The sequence below is a fragment of the Streptomyces sp. NPDC004838 genome, assembly GCF_053600955.1.
The window spans coordinates 41,958-58,239 of sequence record NZ_JBSGAW010000024.1 but is presented as its reverse complement, the minus strand read 5'-3'; the positions used below and the strand labels follow the sequence as shown (position 1 = coordinate 58,239).

At 70.2% G+C, this 16,282-nt stretch carries 14 protein-coding genes and 4 tRNA genes; 10 read left to right on the top strand and 8 right to left on the bottom strand.

Going from position 1 to position 16,282, the window contains the following annotated elements; genetic code table 11:
* Positions 1-237: 237 nt before the first annotated feature.
* Positions 238-444, top strand: a complete 207-nt coding sequence (gene bldC, locus ACWEFL_RS25245; RefSeq protein ID WP_003949541.1) for a developmental transcriptional regulator BldC — start codon at positions 238-240, stop codon at positions 442-444.
* 409 nt (positions 445-853) lie between these two features.
* Here the strand turns inward: bldC and ACWEFL_RS25240 are convergent, their stop codons facing one another.
* The 3 genes from ACWEFL_RS25240 to hrpA form a co-directional block, all read right to left on the bottom strand.
* Positions 854-1,213: a DUF6274 family protein gene (locus tag ACWEFL_RS25240; protein ID WP_451716633.1), complete on the bottom strand. Its 360-nt coding sequence runs from the start codon at positions 1,211-1,213 to the stop codon at positions 854-856.
* Positions 1,214-1,424: 211 nt separating this feature from the next.
* Positions 1,425-1,499 (bottom strand) — tRNA-Asp (locus ACWEFL_RS25235).
* Positions 1,500-1,702: 203 nt separating this feature from the next.
* The gene (gene hrpA, locus ACWEFL_RS25230; protein ID WP_451716631.1) at positions 1,703-5,695 is read right to left on the bottom strand and encodes an ATP-dependent RNA helicase HrpA; all 3,993 of its coding nucleotides are present in this window, start codon (positions 5,693-5,695) and stop codon (positions 1,703-1,705) included.
* Between the two features lie 147 nt (positions 5,696-5,842).
* On the opposite strand from hrpA, the gene ACWEFL_RS25225 reads away from it, so the two are divergent.
* The 3 genes from ACWEFL_RS25225 to ACWEFL_RS25215 are packed head-to-tail and all read left to right on the top strand — an operon-like array spanning position 5,843 to position 8,028.
* Complete coding sequence (locus ACWEFL_RS25225; RefSeq protein ID WP_451716630.1) at positions 5,843-6,364, top strand: hypothetical protein; 522 nt, start codon at positions 5,843-5,845, stop codon at positions 6,362-6,364.
* A 60-nt stretch (positions 6,365-6,424) separates the two neighbouring features.
* Positions 6,425-7,183 (top strand): DsbA family protein, encoded by a 759-nt coding sequence (locus ACWEFL_RS25220; protein ID WP_451716628.1) that lies wholly within the window; start codon positions 6,425-6,427, stop codon positions 7,181-7,183.
* Entirely contained in the window at positions 7,183-8,028 is an 846-nt protein-coding gene (locus ACWEFL_RS25215) for a cytochrome c biogenesis CcdA family protein (protein WP_451716626.1), read from the top strand. Before ACWEFL_RS25220 ends, ACWEFL_RS25215 begins: the two co-directional genes overlap by 1 nt.
* 205 nt (positions 8,029-8,233) lie before the next feature.
* Here the strand turns inward: ACWEFL_RS25215 and ACWEFL_RS25210 are convergent, their stop codons facing one another.
* Positions 8,234-8,968: a GntR family transcriptional regulator gene (locus tag ACWEFL_RS25210; protein ID WP_451716624.1), complete on the bottom strand. Its 735-nt coding sequence runs from the start codon at positions 8,966-8,968 to the stop codon at positions 8,234-8,236.
* A 237-nt stretch (positions 8,969-9,205) separates the two neighbouring features.
* On the opposite strand from ACWEFL_RS25210, the gene ACWEFL_RS25205 reads away from it, so the two are divergent.
* Positions 9,206-9,481: a hypothetical protein gene (locus ACWEFL_RS25205; RefSeq protein WP_451716622.1), complete on the top strand. Its 276-nt coding sequence runs from the start codon at positions 9,206-9,208 to the stop codon at positions 9,479-9,481.
* A 93-nt stretch (positions 9,482-9,574) separates the two neighbouring features.
* Here the strand turns inward: ACWEFL_RS25205 and ACWEFL_RS25200 are convergent.
* From ACWEFL_RS25200 to ACWEFL_RS25185, 4 genes are all read right to left on the bottom strand, one after another.
* Positions 9,575-9,648, bottom strand: a tRNA-Phe gene (locus ACWEFL_RS25200).
* Between the two features lie 24 nt (positions 9,649-9,672).
* Positions 9,673-9,747, bottom strand: a tRNA-Asp gene (locus tag ACWEFL_RS25195).
* Positions 9,748-9,785: 38 nt separating this feature from the next.
* A tRNA-Glu gene (locus tag ACWEFL_RS25190) sits at positions 9,786-9,858 on the bottom strand.
* A 137-nt stretch (positions 9,859-9,995) separates the two neighbouring features.
* On the bottom strand, positions 9,996-11,678 hold the full coding sequence (locus ACWEFL_RS25185; protein WP_451716620.1) for a metallophosphoesterase family protein: 1,683 nt from the start codon (positions 11,676-11,678) through the stop codon (positions 9,996-9,998).
* Between the two features lie 169 nt (positions 11,679-11,847).
* Here ACWEFL_RS25185 and ACWEFL_RS25180 point away from each other — a divergent pair, with 169 nt between their 5' ends.
* From ACWEFL_RS25180 to ACWEFL_RS25160, 5 genes are all read left to right on the top strand, one after another.
* The gene (locus tag ACWEFL_RS25180) at positions 11,848-12,198 is read left to right on the top strand and encodes a metallopeptidase family protein (protein ID WP_451716619.1); all 351 of its coding nucleotides are present in this window, start codon (positions 11,848-11,850) and stop codon (positions 12,196-12,198) included.
* A gap of 209 nt (positions 12,199-12,407) precedes the next feature.
* A complete protein-coding gene (locus ACWEFL_RS25175; protein ID WP_451716617.1) occupies positions 12,408-12,821 on the top strand; it encodes a fluoride efflux transporter FluC in 414 nt (137 codons plus the stop codon).
* On the top strand, positions 12,818-13,198 hold the full coding sequence (gene crcB / locus ACWEFL_RS25170) for a fluoride efflux transporter CrcB (RefSeq protein ID WP_451716616.1): 381 nt from the start codon (positions 12,818-12,820) through the stop codon (positions 13,196-13,198). The genes ACWEFL_RS25175 and crcB overlap by 4 nt, the downstream gene beginning before the upstream one ends.
* Before the next feature lie 368 nt (positions 13,199-13,566).
* Positions 13,567-14,130: a hypothetical protein gene (locus ACWEFL_RS25165; RefSeq protein ID WP_451716614.1), complete on the top strand. Its 564-nt coding sequence runs from the start codon at positions 13,567-13,569 to the stop codon at positions 14,128-14,130.
* A 206-nt stretch (positions 14,131-14,336) separates the two neighbouring features.
* On the top strand, positions 14,337-16,282 hold a 1,946-nt coding region (locus ACWEFL_RS25160), incomplete at its 3' end, for a DEAD/DEAH box helicase (protein WP_451716612.1).

Genomic DNA, 16,282 nt, shown 5'->3' with positions numbered 1-16,282 from the left:
CGTGACTGTCCGCTATGGCATGGTCCATCGGCGTTCCGCCGCTGTTGGATGCCTGAGAGGGCAATTCCGTCGGTTTGGCCGACGTGGCTGGACAGATGGTGTAGTTGTAGTGCCGAGGACAAGCCGTTCGTCCTATAACCGACTCGACCCGCGTCCGCCATTTCGGGCAACGCGGGTCAAGGTGCAGAATTTAGAGGAAAGAACCGAGAAGGTTCGGTTCTCCCGAGGAGGCCGCTCATGACCGCTCGCACCCCTGATGCCGAGCCGCTGCTGACCCCGGCTGAGGTTGCCACGATGTTCCGCGTGGATCCGAAGACGGTCACCCGCTGGGCGAAGGCAGGCAAGCTCACGTCCATCCGTACGCTCGGAGGGCATCGCCGGTACCGCGAGGCAGAGGTACGCGCACTGCTGGCAGGCATTCCGCAGCAGCGCAGCGAGGCATAAGCCTCGCACGGTGAGGTGCGAACCTCGCCGAACGGGCGGTGCCGGGACCCCTATCCCGGTGAAGCCCACCCATAGCTCCATATGACAGGCGTCTGCCCCAACAGACCCTGGGTCATCGATCGCGCTGGACTCCGCCGGGTCCAGCGCGATTTTTCATGCGCTACGGCCGTACTCCCCGGTAAGCGATATGCGGCCCGAAAGGCGGGCGAACGGGGGTGCGGAGGGGGAGTCGTGGGTGGGCGGGGAGACGTTCACCGGGGAGTGCAATTGCACATACTAAATTTGTCCGCTGTGGGAAGGCTCCAAGAACCCGGGTTCTGAAAACCTATACGGTGACACCCATCACACCATGCAACCCTTGCCAACATCGAGCATGGCACTTTCCAAGAGAGTTGGGACCGGCCCGAAGTCACTCGGTGTCGGGACCTTCGTCCTCGGATCCGTCCTCGGATCCGTCCTCGGACCCGGCTCCGGAAGCGGCCTCGGAGCCGCCCTCGGAGCCGTCCTCGGAACTGTCCGGGCATCCGGCTCCGGAAGCAGCTCCGGACCCGGCTTCGGGCGCGGGCTCGGATCCGGGTCCGTATTCGAGCCCGGAACCGGGCATGCTTCCGTGTTCCGTGCCGGAGGCGGGTTCGGCCTCCGTGGCGAGCCGTTGGAGCTGCCGGCAGACGGGACAGCGCCCGGTGCGATGCCGATAGCCGGACGCTGCCGCCAGATGGGCCCGTAGCAGCGCCCTGGTCTCATGTCGCCTCGCTGTGGACGCCGCCATGCACGTCACCTCCGCATCGGTGTGTGCCGCCCCTCTATTGAGAGGTACCGGCCCCGCCGACCCCCGTCAACCCACAGCCGCGCCCCGGCGTCCGGGGGGCTCGGACCGGGCGACCGCGCCGACCTCCGTACTTCACGCCCCGCGGCCGTCGGCGCGCACATACGGCGAAGGCCCGCACCTCACAGAGGTACGGGCCTTCGAAGATCACGCGCGGTCCTGACGGGATTTGAACCCGCGGCCTCCACCTTGACAGGGTGGCGAGCACTCCAAACTGCTCCACAGGACCAGGTTTCGCAGCTCCGAATCGTGCGCTGGGCTGCGAGAAGAGACTCTACAGCAGCGTCGCCCACGGGTCGAACCCGCTAGGGGCGACAGATTCACCGCCCGCGCCCGCCAGGGCTTCGCGAACCACCGCGACCCCGCCCCGGCACCCACAACGGCACCCGTACCCGCACGCGCAACGGCACCCGCGGCCACAGCCCGCGCCCGTCACGGCGCCGCCGCGTCCACCGCCTTCACGATGCGCTTGTCGGAGACGGGATACGCCGTGCCCAGCGCGTGCGCGAAGTAACTCACCCGCAACTCCTCGATCATCCAGCGGATGTCCAGCACGTTCTGCGGCACCGGCCGCCCCTGCGGAAACTGCTCCAGCAGCCACGCGTACTCGTCCTGCATCTCATGGACCTTCTCCATGCGCGTGGTGTCGCGCTGCACGGCCGACGGCATCTGCTGGAGCCGGCGGTCCACCGCCACCAGATACCGCATCAGATCCGGCAGCCGCCGCAGACCCGTCGCCGTCACGAACCCCGCGGGCATCAGCGCCGCCAGCTGCGTCCGGACGTCCTGGACGTTGGCGGCCAGGGTCGGACTGGTCGTGGCCCTCAGACGGCGCTCACACGCCTGCCAGGCCGCCAGGACCTGCTGAACCTGCTCCACCGTGCGCACCGTCGTGTCCACCAGGTCCGCGCGGACCTTCTCGTACAGCTTCCGGTACGACTCCTCGTCCCACACCGGTCCGCCGTAATCCGCGATCAGCTTGTCCGCAGCCGCCGTCGCGCAGTCGTCGAAGAGCGCCGTGACGGACCCGTGGGGATTGCTGGAGAGCGCGAGCTTCTGCTGGTTGCCGAGCCGTTCGGAGGCGAACTTCGCCGCGTTCACCGGGACGTTGAGCAGGATCAGCCGCCGCGTGCCCCGCCACATCGCCTGCCGCTGCTCCGCCTGCGTGTCGAAGAGGCGTACGGAGACGGTCGGACCCTCGTCCACCAGCGCCGGGTACGCCTTCACCGGCTGCCCCGCCCGCCGCGTCTCGAAGACCTCCCTCAGAGACCCGATCGTCCAGTCCGTGAGGCCCGTCCGCTCGATCGACTCACCCGAGGGCCCGGCGGTCGCCGCCGCGGCCCGTGAGAGGGCCTGACGGGCCTTGGGGCGCAGCCGCAGCTTCAGCGCCTCAAGGTCCTTGTCCTCGGCGAGCTTGCGCCGGCGCTCGTCGACGACACGGAAAGTGATCTTCAGATGGTCGGGGATCTTCGACAGATCGAAGTCCTCCGCCCGCACCGGGACCCCGACCATCCGCTGAAGCTCGCGCGCCAGCGTCACCGGCAGCGGCTCCTGGAGCGGATGGGCCCGCTCCAGAAACGCCTTCGCATGGTTCGGCGCCGGCACGTAGTGCCGGCGGATCGGCTTCGGCAGGGAGCGGATCAGCTCCACCACGACTTCTTCGCGCAGCCCCGGAATCTGCCAGTCGAAACCCTCGTCCGTGACCTGGTTCAGCACCTGGAGCGGCACATGGACGGTGACCCCGTCGCTGCCCTCGCTCCGCTCGGAGGACCCCGTGTCCGCGCCTGGCTCGAATTGATAGGTCACCCGGAACTTCAGCGGCCCCTGTCGCCAGGTGTCCGGATAGTCGTCCTTGGTGACCGCGCCCGCCTTCTCGTTGATGAGCATCTCGCGCTCGAAGTCGAGGAGATCGGGCTCCTCCCGGCGTCTGCCCTTCCACCAGGAGTCGAAGTGCGCGCCCGAGACGACATGGTCGGGCACCCGCTGGTCGTAGAAGTCGAAGAGGGTCTCGTCGTCCACCAGGATGTCGCGCCGGCGGGCCCGGTGCTCCAGCTCCTCGACCTCGGTCAGCAGCTTCCGGTTGTCGGCGAAGAACTTGTGGTGCGTACGCCAGTCGCCCTCGACCAGTGCGTTGCGGATGAAAAGATCACGCGAGGTCTCGGGGTCGATCCGCCCGTAGTTCACCTTGCGCTGGGCGACGATCGGGACGCCGTACAGCGTCACCTTCTCGTACGCCATCACCGCCGCCTGGTCCTTCTCCCAGTGCGGCTCGCTGTAGGTGCGCTTCACCAGATGCTGGGCGAGCGGCTCGATCCACTCGGGCTCGATCTTCGCGTTGACGCGCGCCCAGAGCCGGGACGTCTCCACCAGCTCGGCGGACATCACCAGCCGCGGCGGCTTCTTGAACAGCGCCGAACCGGGGAAGACGGCGAACTTCGCGCCCCGCGCGCCCAGATACTCGTTCTTCCCGCTCGGCTCCTTGAGCCCGATGTGCGAGAGCAGTCCCGCCAGCAGCGACACATGGACGCCCGCCTCCGGCCCGTCCTCCTCGTTCACCCCGATGCCCATGGACTTGGCGACCTGGCGCAGCTGCGCGTAGATGTCCTGCCATTCGCGGATCCGGAGGAAGTTCAGATACTCCTGTTTGCACATCCGCCGGAAACTCGACGATCCGCGCTCCTTCTGCTGTTCGCGGACGTACCGCCAGAGGTTGAGGAAGGCGAGGAAGTCGGAGGTCTCGTCCTTGAAGCGGGCGTGCTGCTGGTCGGCCTGGGTCTGCTTCTCCGCGGGCCGCTCGCGCGGGTCCTGGATGGAGAGCGCCGCCGTGATCACCATGACCTCGCGCACGCAGCCGTTCTTCTCGGCCTCGATGACCATCCGCGCGAGCCGGGGGTCGACCGGGAGCTGGGCGAGCTTGCGCCCCAGCGGGGTGAGCTTCTTGGCCGGATCCTTCTGGGCCGCGTCGAAGGCCCCCAGCTCCTGGAGGAGATGCACGCCGTCGCGGATGTTGCGGTGGTCCGGCGGATCGATGAAGGGGAACTTCTCGATGTCGCCGAGGCCCGCCGCCGTCATCTGGAGGATGACCGACGCCAGATTCGTCCGCAGGATCTCGGCGTCCGTGAACTCGGGACGGGAGTCGAAGTCGTCCTCCGAGTACAGCCGGATGCAGATGCCGTCCGACGTACGGCCGCAGCGGCCCTTGCGCTGATTGGCGCTGGCCTGGCTGATCGCCTCGATCGGCAGCCGCTGCACCTTGGTGCGGTGGCTGTAGCGCGAGATCCGCGCGGTGCCCGGATCGATGACGTACTTGATGCCCGGCACGGTCAGCGAGGTCTCGGCGACGTTCGTCGCCAGAACGATCCTGCGCCCGGCGTGCGGCTGGAAGACCCGGTGCTGCTCGGCGTGCGAGAGCCGCGCGTACAGCGGCAGCACCTCCGTGCTCTGTCCGGGCGCGCCCTTGGCGCGGGACGACAGCTTCTTGTTCAGCGCGTCCGCCGTGTCGCGGATCTCGCGCTCACCGGAGAGGAAGACGAGGATGTCGCCCTTGCCCTCGCCCTGGAGCTCGTCGACCGCGTCGCAGATCGCGGTGATCTGATCGCGATCGCTCTCGCCCCCTTCCGCACCCTCTGTGCCGTCCTCTTCGAGGAGGGGGCGGTAACGGACCTCGACCGGGTACGTACGCCCGCTGACCTCGACGATCGGCGCGTCGCCGAAGTGCCGGGAGAAGCGCTCGGGGTCGATGGTCGCGGAGGTGATCACGACCTTCAGGTCGGGGCGCTTGGGCAGGAGCTGGGCGAGATAGCCGAGCAGGAAGTCGATGTTCAGAGACCGCTCATGGGCCTCGTCGATGATGATCGTGTCGTACGCGCGCAGCTCGCGGTCCGTCTGGATCTCGGCGAGCAGGATGCCGTCCGTCATCAGCTTCACGAACGTGGTGTCCTGGTTCACCTGGTCCGTGAAGCGGACCTTCCAGCCGACGGCCTCGCCGAGCGGGGTCCGCAGCTCCTCGGCCACCCGCTCGGCGACCGTACGGGCCGCGATACGCCTCGGCTGCGTATGGCCGATCATGCCCCGGACGCCCCGGCCCAGCTCCAGACAGATCTTGGGGATCTGGGTCGTCTTGCCGGAGCCGGTCTCGCCCGCGACGATCACGACCTGGTGGTCGCGTATCGCCTCCAGGATCACGTCCTTCTTCTGGCTGACCGGCAGCTGCTCCGGGTAGGTGACCTCGGGCGACCGCTCGGCCCGGCGGGCGGTGCGGTCCGCCGCCTTCCGGGCCTCGGCGGCGATCTCGTCCAGCACGGCCTGCCGCGCTTCGGGCTTACGGATGCGGCGAGCGCCTTCGAGACGGCGGCCCAGCCGGTGGGCGTCCCGCAAGGACACCCCGGCCAGCAGCGTCTGAAGGTCGGCGAAGGAAGTAGACATACGGACCCCAGGATCGCACCCCCGCCAAACCACTGGCGAACGCATTTCATCCGCGAACTGGTGCACTATGGAGCAGATCATTCCGTGGCGGGCGGCTGCCGTGCCGCTTCAGGGATTCCGGGGCTTCGGGGAGGGGGCAGCGCGTCCATGCCGTCGTTCGGCCGCGATCGCCGCCGGTTCCGGCTTCCGGCGACCGTGACCGCCCTGCTGGGGACGGTCTTCGCACTGCTGCTGCTCCTCTGCCCGGCGCGGGAGCCCGCCGCCGCTGCGGTGCCGGCCCCGGTCGCGTCACCGGTTGTGGCCTTGGGTCCGGCTTCGGCTTCGGGTCCGGGCTCGGCCTTGGCTCCGGCTTCGGGCTCGGCCTTGGAATCGGGCCCTGCCTCGGCCTCGCACGCGTACGGACCCGACGCCCGGACCGTGCTGACGGCCCCGGCGGGAATCCAGGACGGCAGACCCGGCTGCGACGGGAACGGCACGGCCGACGACCACGGAACACAGCCGTCCGCCCCGCCGCGCGCCGCCGCCCATGAGCCGCCGCCCGCTCCGTACGACGTCCACTGCGGCACCGACCCGGCCCTGACCCCGGCGGACGCCGGCCTTCCGCCGGAGGGCCGTCCGCCGTCGCTGCCCCCGCCCTCCCCGGAGGAACTGTCGATCCTGCGCGTGTAGACCAGCGGCCCCCGCGTTACGTATCCGCTCAGTCCACCCACGCTCAGGAGTACCACCGTCATGCCCTCCCCTTCCCGTTCCCGTTCCTCCTCCCGTAAGCCCCTGATCATCGGCGCGGGCGTCGCCGTCGCCGCGCTGCTGCTCGGCCTCGCCTCGTACACCGCCACCCGGCCCGACGACCGCGCCACGCGCGGCGGCTCCGGACCGGTCGCCGGCGACTCCGCCGATCCCAGCGGCAGCACCTACCCCGAACTGCAGACACTCGCCCGCCGCGACGCCAAGGACCCCCTCGCCATCGGCCGCGCGGACGCGCCCGTCGTCATGGTCGAGTACGCCGACTTCCAGTGCGGCTACTGCGGAAAGTTCGCCCGCGACACCGAGCCCACGCTGATCGAGAAGTACGTCGACAAGGGCGTCCTGCGCATCGAGTGGCGCAACTTCCCGATCTTCGGCGAGCCCTCGGAGAACGCGGCCCGAGGGGCGTGGGCGGCCGGGCAGCAGGGGAAGTTCTGGGAGTTCCACGCGGCGGCGTACGCCGAGGGCGCGAAGGAGAAGGGCTTCTCCAAGGACCGTCTGCGGGAACTCGCCGTCCAGGCGGGCATCCCCGACGCGGACCGTTTCCTGCGCGACCTCGACAGCGACGAGGCCAAGGCGTCCGTCAAGAAGGACCAGGACGAGGCGTACGGGCTCGGCGCGGCCTCCACGCCGTCCTTCCTGATCAACGGCCGCCCGATCGCGGGCGCACAGCCCATGGACACCTTCACGGAGGCGATCGAGGCGGCTCAGCGGGCCGCGAAGAGCACGCCCGAGAACTCGTGATGGGCGACATCGGCTATCTGGCCGCCTTCCTCGGCGGCCTGCTCGCCCTGATCAGCCCGTGCAGCGCCCTGCTGCTCCCGGCGTTCTTCGCGTACTCGCTCGACTCGGCGGGCAGGCTCCTGCTCCGTACCGGGATCTTCTACGCGGGACTGGCGACCACGCTGGTCCCGCTGGGGGTCGCCGGGTCGTACGCGAGCCGTTTCTTCTACGGCAACCGCGATCTCCTCGTCTCGGTCGGCGGCTGGCTGATCATCGCCCTCGGCGTGGCCCAGATCCTGGGCCTCGGCTTCGCCTCCCGCAGGATGGCGGCCCTCTCCGGACGCATCCGCCCGACGACGGCGGCTCCCGTCTACGCCCTCGGTCTGGTCTACGGTCTCGCCGGATTCTGCGCGGGCCCGATCCTGGGCAGCGTTCTGACGGTCTCGGCGCTGAGCGGCAGCCCGGTCTACGGCGGACTGCTGCTGGCCGTCTACGCCCTGGGGATGGCGGTCCCCCTCTTCCTGCTGGCGCTCCTGTGGGACCGCTTCGACCTCGGCAAACGCCCCTGGCTGCGCGGCCGGTCCCTGAACGTGGGGCGGCTCCGCCTCCACACCACCTCTCTCTTCTCCGGTCTCTTCTTCATCGTCCTCGGCACGGTCTTCCTGGTCTTCGACGGCACGACGGCCCTGCCGGGCCTGCTCTCCGTGGACGACTCCTTCGCCGCCGAGCAGTGGGTGGGCGGAGTCGCCGACGCGGTCCCCGACTGGGCGCTCCTGGCGGGCGTGGTGGCGGCGGTGGCCGTGGTCCTGGCCGTACGGGGACGGCGGAGGCGGGAAGGGCGGGCGGGACAGGCCGAGGAAGCCTGAATCCGACTGAATCCGAGGGGCGCGGTCATCCGGTCCGGGGGCCGGGGCCGGGGTCTCGCCGCCAGTGTCGTGCCACCGGCCGGAACAGCACCAGCCGGTGGTCGACTTCGGCGGCCGATTCCCCGGTCCCGGGCCAAGACGTACCGCCCGCGCGTCGGCGTAACGGTCACCCGTCCGCGGACCGCCCGCCCAAATCCGTAACAGCTCAGATGCTGAGGCGGTATTCGAGGACGTACGAACCGGCGTCCAGAAGCATCTGGTTGACCTCCACAGGGCGCTCGTCCTCAGTGAAGGCAGTGCGGCAGATCTCCAGGACGGGCGTGCCTGCGGCCAGGTTCAGGGCCGACCGCTCCTCCTCGCTGGGCATCCGCGCCCGCAGCTCCTCAGAGAAGTGCACTGGCTCCGCTCCCAGCTCGGCCAGGCGCGCGTAGCTGCCTCCCGGGCCGGTGTTCGGCTGGGTGATCGCTGTGTCTCGGACCAGGTCGGCCGGGAGGTACGACGTTGCGATCTGTACCGGACGGTCCTCGACGACGAACTTCCGGCTGCGCACGATGACCGGCGCTCCCGGGTCGAGCTTCAGCAGGCGACCGATCTGGTGCGGGGCCTCGGCCTCGTACACCTGTACGTCGGTGACCAGGGGGCGCTGCGCGACGTCAGCCGACCAGATGGACTGTCCGGCGTCTCGGCGGGACTTGGAGAGGCGGTCGTTGGCCACCCGGCGGATCGGCCTGAACTCCCGCACGTAGGTTCCGGAACCGGGCCGAGCGGCCGCCAGGCCCTCGCCCACGAGGATCTTCAGCGCCTGGTTGGCAGTCATCTTGGCGACGCCGTACGTCTTCACCAACGAGGGTTCACCGGGCAACCGATCGCCCGGCTGTAGTTCACCAGACTCGATCCGAGCCCGGAGATCGTCGGCGATCTGCCGCGCAGTCTCGGGCATTGTCTCTCCACTCCTCGATGCTCCCTAGGGTGGTCAGCCTACCTGCCACCCCTTCCGGGCGCACGAAACGCATACCCGATCACTTCCCCGCCCCGCGTACAAGCGCAGGCCCGATTGGCATCCCTAGGGAGATTTGGTTTCAAGCTCCCTAGGGAGGTAATTGCTCCCTGAAGAAGGGCGGCACCCCATCACCAAGCAGATGCGCCGCCCCACCTCTCCTCCAAGGGAGCCTCCATCATGCCTGTTTCGCTGATCCATCCTGGTCGGCAATCTGGGGCTTCAGCACCGAGGATCGTCCGCCGCTCGGCCCGTATCTGCCCGGTGTGCGGCGAGCCGCGCTGCCAGGACCAGAACGTCTGCCGCGTGATCTTCGGAACCACGGAGTGGCTGGAGTGCCCCGCCTGCGCGGGCACCGGCTACGACACGACCGGGTTCCAGCTCTACTGTCTCGACTGCGGCGGCGCGAAGTTTCTGGAGGTCGAGATCGTCGACGCTCCGGGGGTGGTCGAGTGACCGTCTTCCCCGTCGCCCTCTGCGGTCGGGGCGGCAAAAAAAGACCCCCGCCGATGATCCCTGGCGGGGGTGTCTGCCCTGGTCGGGCTGCGGTGGCTGGGGCCGGGGTCGAACCGGCGACCTTCCGCTTTTCAGGCGGACGCTCGTACCAACTGAGCTACCCAGCCATGCGGTCATTCGCGCGACCGCAGCGGTCCTGACGGGATTTGAACCCGCGGCCTCCACCTTGACAGGGTGGCGAGCACTCCAAACTGCTCCACAGGACCAAGCAATGTGCGAGCACTAGTCTCGCACATGTGTTGCGTGCCCCCAACGGGATTCGAACCCGTGCTACCGCCTTGAAAGGGCGGCGTCCTGGGCCACTAGACGATGAGGGCTAAGGGCCCGCCTGTGCGCTTCGCAGCGCGTCGGGGACGTGAGAAGCATATGGGATGGGAACTGGTATCGCCAAAACGGTTACCTGCGGCTCCCCCGGAGGGGTTGGGGCGGCTCCCCCGGAGGGGTTGGGGTGGGATCACGGGACCGGGGCGGGGGACGGGGGCGACGCGCCGGGCGAGGGTTCTGAGCCGGTGGGGGACGGGGTCGCGCCGGGCCGGTTCTCCTCCGGGAGATGGCGGCTGACCTCGGCCGTCGTCAGGCCCAGACCGCCGAGCGTGATCTCGTCCCACGCCTGGAGGCGCCGGGTCGTACGGTCCAGATAGAGCACCGACGCCCGTACCTTCTCCGGCTTGTCGTTCTGCACGGCGCGCAGTCCGCCGCCGCCCGTGGAGCCCTCGACCTTCAGCCGGGTGCCGTGTGGCATCACCTCGTTCACCCGGCGGTGGACGTGTCCGGCCAGGACGAGGGGGACCGTGCCGTCGGTCTCGCGGGCGGCGACCGGGTTGTGCGCGACCGCGATGTCCACCGGGGTGCCGGCGCGGGCCTGGTCGCGGAGGGCGGAGGCGAGGCGGATGCCCATCAGGCGTTCGGCCGGGTCGCCCTGGGCGACGACCGAGCGGTCGGGGGTGAACTGGGGGTCGCCGCTGCCCGCGATGCGCAGTCCGGCGACGGTGACCGCCTTGCCCTCGTCGAGGACATGGGTGTTCTTGAGACGGGAGAGATATGCCTGGGTGGCGCGGGAGTCATGGTTGCCGCGCACCCACACATAGGGCGCGCCGAGGTCGGGGATCGCGTCGAGGAAGGTGTTCTCGGCGGCGGTTCCGTGGTCCATGGTGTCGCCGGAGTCGATGATCACGTCGATGCCGTACTGCTCCACCAGTGTGGCGATGATGTGCCATGCGGCGGGGTTGAGATGGATGTCGGAGACGTGCAGGACCCGCATGGTGCCGGGGTGCGGCTGGAACGTCGGGAGGTTCGACGTCGCGTTGTACAGCTTGGTGACATTGGTGACCAGCCTGGCCAATTCCTGCTGGTAGACGTCGAATTCGGTGACGATGGAGCGGGCGTCGCCGACGAGCGAGGGCGCGCTGGAGAGCAGGCCCGAGAACCTGGGCTCCAGCACCGACTTGGGGTTCCACGTGGCGAACGCGGTGACCGCGGACGCGGCGAGCAGCGCCAGCGCGAGACCGCCCGCCGCGAGTGCCCGGCGAGGGCGGCGGTAGACGCCGAGACCGAGGGCGGTCGCTCCGCCGACGACGGCCGCGCAGGAGCGTACGGCCAGTTCGGTGGTGCCGCCGGCGACGTCCCGGGCGACCTCGTCCTGGAGGCCGGATATCCGTTCGGGGTGTTCGACCAGGGCCGTGGACCGGGCCGGGTCGAGCTGGTCGACGGCGACGTCCAGACGGAGCGGCGCGGTATGCGTTTCGAGTTCCAGCGCGCCCAGCGGAGAGACATTGATCTTGGTGCCGCCGGTGAGGTCCGGCCGCAGGGTCATGGTGGTGTTCATCGGCCCGACGGGCGTATGGACGCTGCCCACGATCAGCAGCCCGAGCCACGCCCCCAGGAGCACGACGGCGGTGAGGCCGAGAGCGCGGGCCCAGGGGTGCGGGGTGTGCGCGAGGGTGCTGACGGGTTCGGCGCGGTGGGATCGGTAGTGGCGCCGGAGTCGGCGGCCCGGTCCCTGGAACCGGCGGCGGAGTGGGAGCGGGAGCGGGAGCCGGAGACGGATACGGATACGGCGACGGATTCGGGGCCGGAGCGGGAGCCGGGACAGCGCTCCGGCCGTCGATTTCAGGACTTCACGGGCTGAGCGTGCCATTGGGCCCGTATGCCCGTCGGGGCGGGTCGGTATGCGGTTCCGGGAGCGGGCGATGCGGGCGCCGGGCGGCGGCCGGCGCTCCGTGGCGGTGATCGGCCGCGGGGCGCGTTCGTGATCGGTTGGCGGACCGCCGGGCGACCGTTCTCACGGCGTACGTGACAATGGCCACGTGCTGGAGATGACGCGCGAGGAGTTCGAGGAACTGGTCGCCGAGGCGCTGGACAGGATCCCGCCGGAGCTGACGCGGCTGATGGACAACGTCGCGGTGTTCGTCGAGGACGAACCGGCCGCCGACGATCCCGAGCTGCTCGGGCTGTACGAAGGGACCCCGCTCACCGACCGGGGCGAGTGGTACGCCGGGGTGCTGCCGGACCGGATCACGATCTACCGGGGGCCGACGCTGCGGATGTGCCACACGCGTGAGGAGGTGGTCGCGGAGACCGAGATCACCGTCGTGCACGAGATCGCCCACCACTTCGGGATCGACGACGAGCGGCTGCACGCGCTGGGATACGGGTGAGTTCCGGCCGTCCGGGGCCGGGTTCTTCGGATGCCGGTCCTCCCGGGCCTGGCACCCCGGATCCTGGTTTTTGGCAGCCCGGCCCTCCGGATCCCGGCCCTCCGGATCCCGGTTCTTCGGATCCCGGTTCTTCGGATCCCGGCCCTCCGGGGACTGGTCTTCCGGGCCCCGGCTATCCGGAAGCGATCGATCCGGATGTCGATCTGCATGTGCCGTCCCAGCGGATGGAGACGTCCGGGCCCCGCCTCTGGCGCGTCCTCGCGGTGATCTCGGCGGGCGGAGTCGTCGGCGCGCTGTCCCGGCACGCGATCTCCCGGACCTGGCCTGTGGACGGCTTCCCCTGGGCCACCCTGGTGATCAACGTCAGCGGCTCGGCCCTGATCGGCGTGCTCATGGTGCTCGTCAGTGAAGGAGGCCGCAGCGCGCACCCGCTCGTGCGGCCGTTCATCGGAGTCGGGGTGCTCGGCGGATTCACCACCTTCTCGACGTACGCACTCGACTTCCGCGACCTGCTGGAACGGGGGGACACCGCCGTCGCGGCGGCGTACGCGGGCGCGACCGTCGTCGGCTGCCTCGCCGCCGTGCTGCTGGCCGCCGCACTGACCCGGAGGGCCGCGCGGTGAGCTGGCTTCTCGTGGCGCTGGGCGCGGCCGTCGGCGCGCCGCTGCGGTACCTGACGGACCGTGCGGTCCAGGCGCGTCACGATTCGGTCTTCCCCTGGGGCACCTTCGTGGTCAATGTGGCCGGCTGCCTCGTGCTGGGCCTGCTCGCGGGGGCGTCGGTCTCGGTCTCGGAGCGGGCGTCGTCGGAGGCGTACGCGCTGGTGGGAACGGGACTGTGCGGCACGCTCACCACGTACTCGACCTTCTCGTACGAGACGCTCCGGCTGGCCGAGCGCGGCTGGCGCGGCACGGCGGCGGCGAATGTGGCCGCTTCCGTGCTGGTGGGCATCGGAGCGGTGGTCCTGGGGGCGGAGTTGGCCCAGGCGCTGTCGGGGTAGGGAGAGACCTCGTCCACGCGGCCGTCGGCGCGAGCGCGCTCGCCGAAGCGCGGGTCCGCTCCTTGACGGCGGGGCCGCGTGCGCGCCTCGCCGAGCGCGCTCGTGCCGTGGGCGCTCGTGCATCGCCCGGTCGTGCGGTGGGGGCTCGGACATTGAGGGGCGTGTACTCGTCAGGGCTCTGGGCGTGTCCCCTGCGGGTCACAGGGAGTTGGGCAGTGCGAGACCACGCGTCCGGGTGATGAAACCCGTGCGCGCGGTCGTGAAACCCGTGCGTGAAACCCGTGCGCGGTTGTGGAATCCGCGCCTGTCCCCGCACTGTCCCGTTCCCGTCCTGTCCCGTCCCCGCCCTGTTCTCCGGAGGTGCCCCCGTGCGCCAGTTGTCCGCCCCCGGCCGTTTGGCTGTCGCGCTCGCCGCCTCGCTCGCGCTCGCAGCCACGGCGGGCTGTATGAGCGTGAGCGACGGCAAGGGCGGCGAACCGGCCCCCAGCAAGCCGGCCGACCGGCGTGGCGCGGTGGCCGAGCAGGACGGCGGGCACAGCGGGCGCGGTGGCCGCCACGCCGGCGGCGGACGGGCCGGCGCCGCCGAATCCGGCGGCAAGGGCGATGCCCCGGACGCGTCCCCCAGCCCGAGCGGCACGGCGGACCCCGCCGTCCGGCCGACCCAGGGCGTGAACCGGCCGCAGCAGCAGCCCGGCGGCCCCCCGCCCACCGGAGGCGGGACCACCCCTCCCGCCGAGCCGACGGTTCCCCCGGAGGAGCCGCCCACCGAGCCGCCCACGGACCCTCCCACCGAGCCCACGACCGGACCCACCGACCCGCCGTCGGCGTCATCCGAGCCCGAGGTGCACGCGGGCGCGATGCGACTGGCGTACGCCGATGTGCGCGAGGTGGACTGGGAGCCGATGGCCTCACCGCGTACGGGACCCCTGTAACGGGGGTCACTCCGTGGCGGTTTGCCTAGGGTGGGGGAGGGTGCGTATGGTGGTAGATCGTTTGATCCCATTGCCCGGCGCCGAAACAGAAGAGCGCCGCGTGGCGCGTACTCTCCCTAGCCGTGGCTGACCGCATAGAGGCGGTCGATTTGCGAAATCACGGAGTTTGGGCGCGTGCCGAGACTCCGGAAGGTTTCGCATTTCGCATGTCCACTTTCAGTACCGAGCACCCCGTCATGCCCGAGAACGACGGTGTCGTCGAGGCCGCCCAGGCCGCCGAGGCCACTGAGATCCCCGTCACTGCCGAGACCCCCGAGGCCGCCGAGATCGACGAGGCCGCTGAGATCGCCCAGGCCGCCGAGACCGCCGAGACCGCTGAGCCGGCCGTCACCTTCGCGACCCTCGGCCTTCCCGAGCCCGTCGTGCGCAAGCTCGCGCAGAACGGTGTGACGACCCCCTTCCCGATCCAGGCCGCGACCATCCCGGACGCCCTGGCCGGAAAGGACATCCTCGGCCGCGGTCGTACCGGCTCCGGCAAGACCCTCTCCTTCGGCCTCCCGCTGCTGGCGACCCTCTCCGGCGGCCACACCGAGAAGAAGAAGCCCCGCGGCGTCATCCTCACCCCGACCCGTGAGCTCGCGATGCAGGTCGCGGACGCCCTCCAGCCGTACGGCGACGTCCTCGGGCTGAAGATGAAGGTCGTCTGCGGCGGTACGTCCATGGGCAACCAGATCTACGCCCTGGAGCGCGGCGTCGACATCCTCGTCGCCACTCCGGGCCGGCTGCGCGACATCATCAACCGCGGCGCGTGCTCCCTTGACCAGGTCCAGATCGCGATCCTCGACGAGGCCGACCAGATGTCCGACCTGGGCTTCCTGCCCGAGGTCACGGAACTGCTCGACCAGGTGCCGTCCGGCGGTCAGCGCATGCTCTTCTCCGCCACGATGGAGAACGAGATCAGCACGCTGGTCAAGCGCTATCTCACCGACCCGGTCAGCCACGAAGTCGACAGCGCCCAGGGCAATGTCACGACCATGACCCACCACGTCCTCGTCGTGAAGCCCAAGGACAAGGCCCCGGTCACGGCCGCGATCGCCGCCCGCAAGGGCCGCACCATCATCTTCGTCCGCACCCAGCTGGGCGCGGACCGCATCGCCGAGCAGCTGCGCGAGGCGGGCGTGAAGGCAGACGCGCTGCACGGCGGTATGACACAGGGCGCGCGCACCCGGACGCTGGCCGACTTCAAGGACGGTTACGTCAACGCGCTCGTCGCCACCGACGTCGCCGCGCGCGGTATCCACGTCGACGGCATCGACCTGGTCCTCAACGTGGACCCGGCCGGTGACCACAAGGACTACCTCCACCGCTCGGGCCGTACCGCCCGCGCCGGGAAGTCCGGCGTGGTCGTCTCGCTCTCGCTGCCGCACCAGCGCCGCCAGATCTTCCGGCTGATGGAGGACGCGGGCGTGGACGCCTCGCGTCACATCGTGGGCGGGGCGGGCGCGTTCGACCCCGAGGTCGCCGAGATCACGGGCGCGCGTTCGCTGACCGAGGTTCAGGCCGACTCCGCCAACAACGCGGCCAAGCAGGCCGAGCGCGAGGTCGCCGACCTCACCCGGCAGCTTGAGCGCGTCCAGCGCCGCGCGGTCGAACTGCGCGGCGAGGCCGACCGTCTGGTGGCCCGTGCCGCGCGCGAGCGGGGCGAGGACCCCGAGGCCGCGGTCGCCGAGGTGACCGAGGCCGCCGGAGTCGAGCTGGAGGCCGCCGTGGCCGCCGCCGCGGCGCCGGAGCCGCAGTCGGACCGCCGCGACGACCGCCGTGACGAGCGGGGCAACTTCGAGCGGCGCGGCCGTTCGTTCGACAACCGCCGTGACGACCGCGACGACCGGGGCGGCCGTTCCTACGAGGGCCGTTCCTTCGACCGTCGTGACGAGCGTCCGTCGGGCGGTGGCTTCCGTCGTGATGACCGTCGTGACGACCGTCCGTTCAACCGTGACCGTCGTGATGACCGTGGGTTCGGTCGTGACCGTCGTGACGAGCGTCCGTCGGGTGGCGGTTTCCGTCGTGATGACCGTCGTGACGACCGTCCGTTCAACCGTGACCGTCGTGATGACCGTGGGTTCGGTCGTGACCGTCGTGACGAGCGTCCGTC

Coding starts and splice junctions, on each gene's coding strand:
- bldC (WP_003949541.1), top strand. CDS start 238: ATGACCGCTCGCACCCCTGATGCCGAGCCGCTGCTGACCCCGGCTGAG.
- ACWEFL_RS25240 (WP_451716633.1), bottom strand. CDS start 1,213: ATGGCGGCGTCCACAGCGAGGCGACATGAGACCAGGGCGCTGCTACGG.
- hrpA (WP_451716631.1), bottom strand. CDS start 5,695: ATGTCTACTTCCTTCGCCGACCTTCAGACGCTGCTGGCCGGGGTGTCC.
- ACWEFL_RS25225 (WP_451716630.1), top strand. CDS start 5,843: ATGCCGTCGTTCGGCCGCGATCGCCGCCGGTTCCGGCTTCCGGCGACC.
- ACWEFL_RS25220 (WP_451716628.1), top strand. CDS start 6,425: ATGCCCTCCCCTTCCCGTTCCCGTTCCTCCTCCCGTAAGCCCCTGATC.
- ACWEFL_RS25215 (WP_451716626.1), top strand. CDS start 7,183: ATGGGCGACATCGGCTATCTGGCCGCCTTCCTCGGCGGCCTGCTCGCC.
- ACWEFL_RS25210 (WP_451716624.1), bottom strand. CDS start 8,968: ATGCCCGAGACTGCGCGGCAGATCGCCGACGATCTCCGGGCTCGGATC.
- ACWEFL_RS25205 (WP_451716622.1), top strand. CDS start 9,206: ATGCCTGTTTCGCTGATCCATCCTGGTCGGCAATCTGGGGCTTCAGCA.
- ACWEFL_RS25185 (WP_451716620.1), bottom strand. CDS start 11,678: ATGGCACGCTCAGCCCGTGAAGTCCTGAAATCGACGGCCGGAGCGCTG.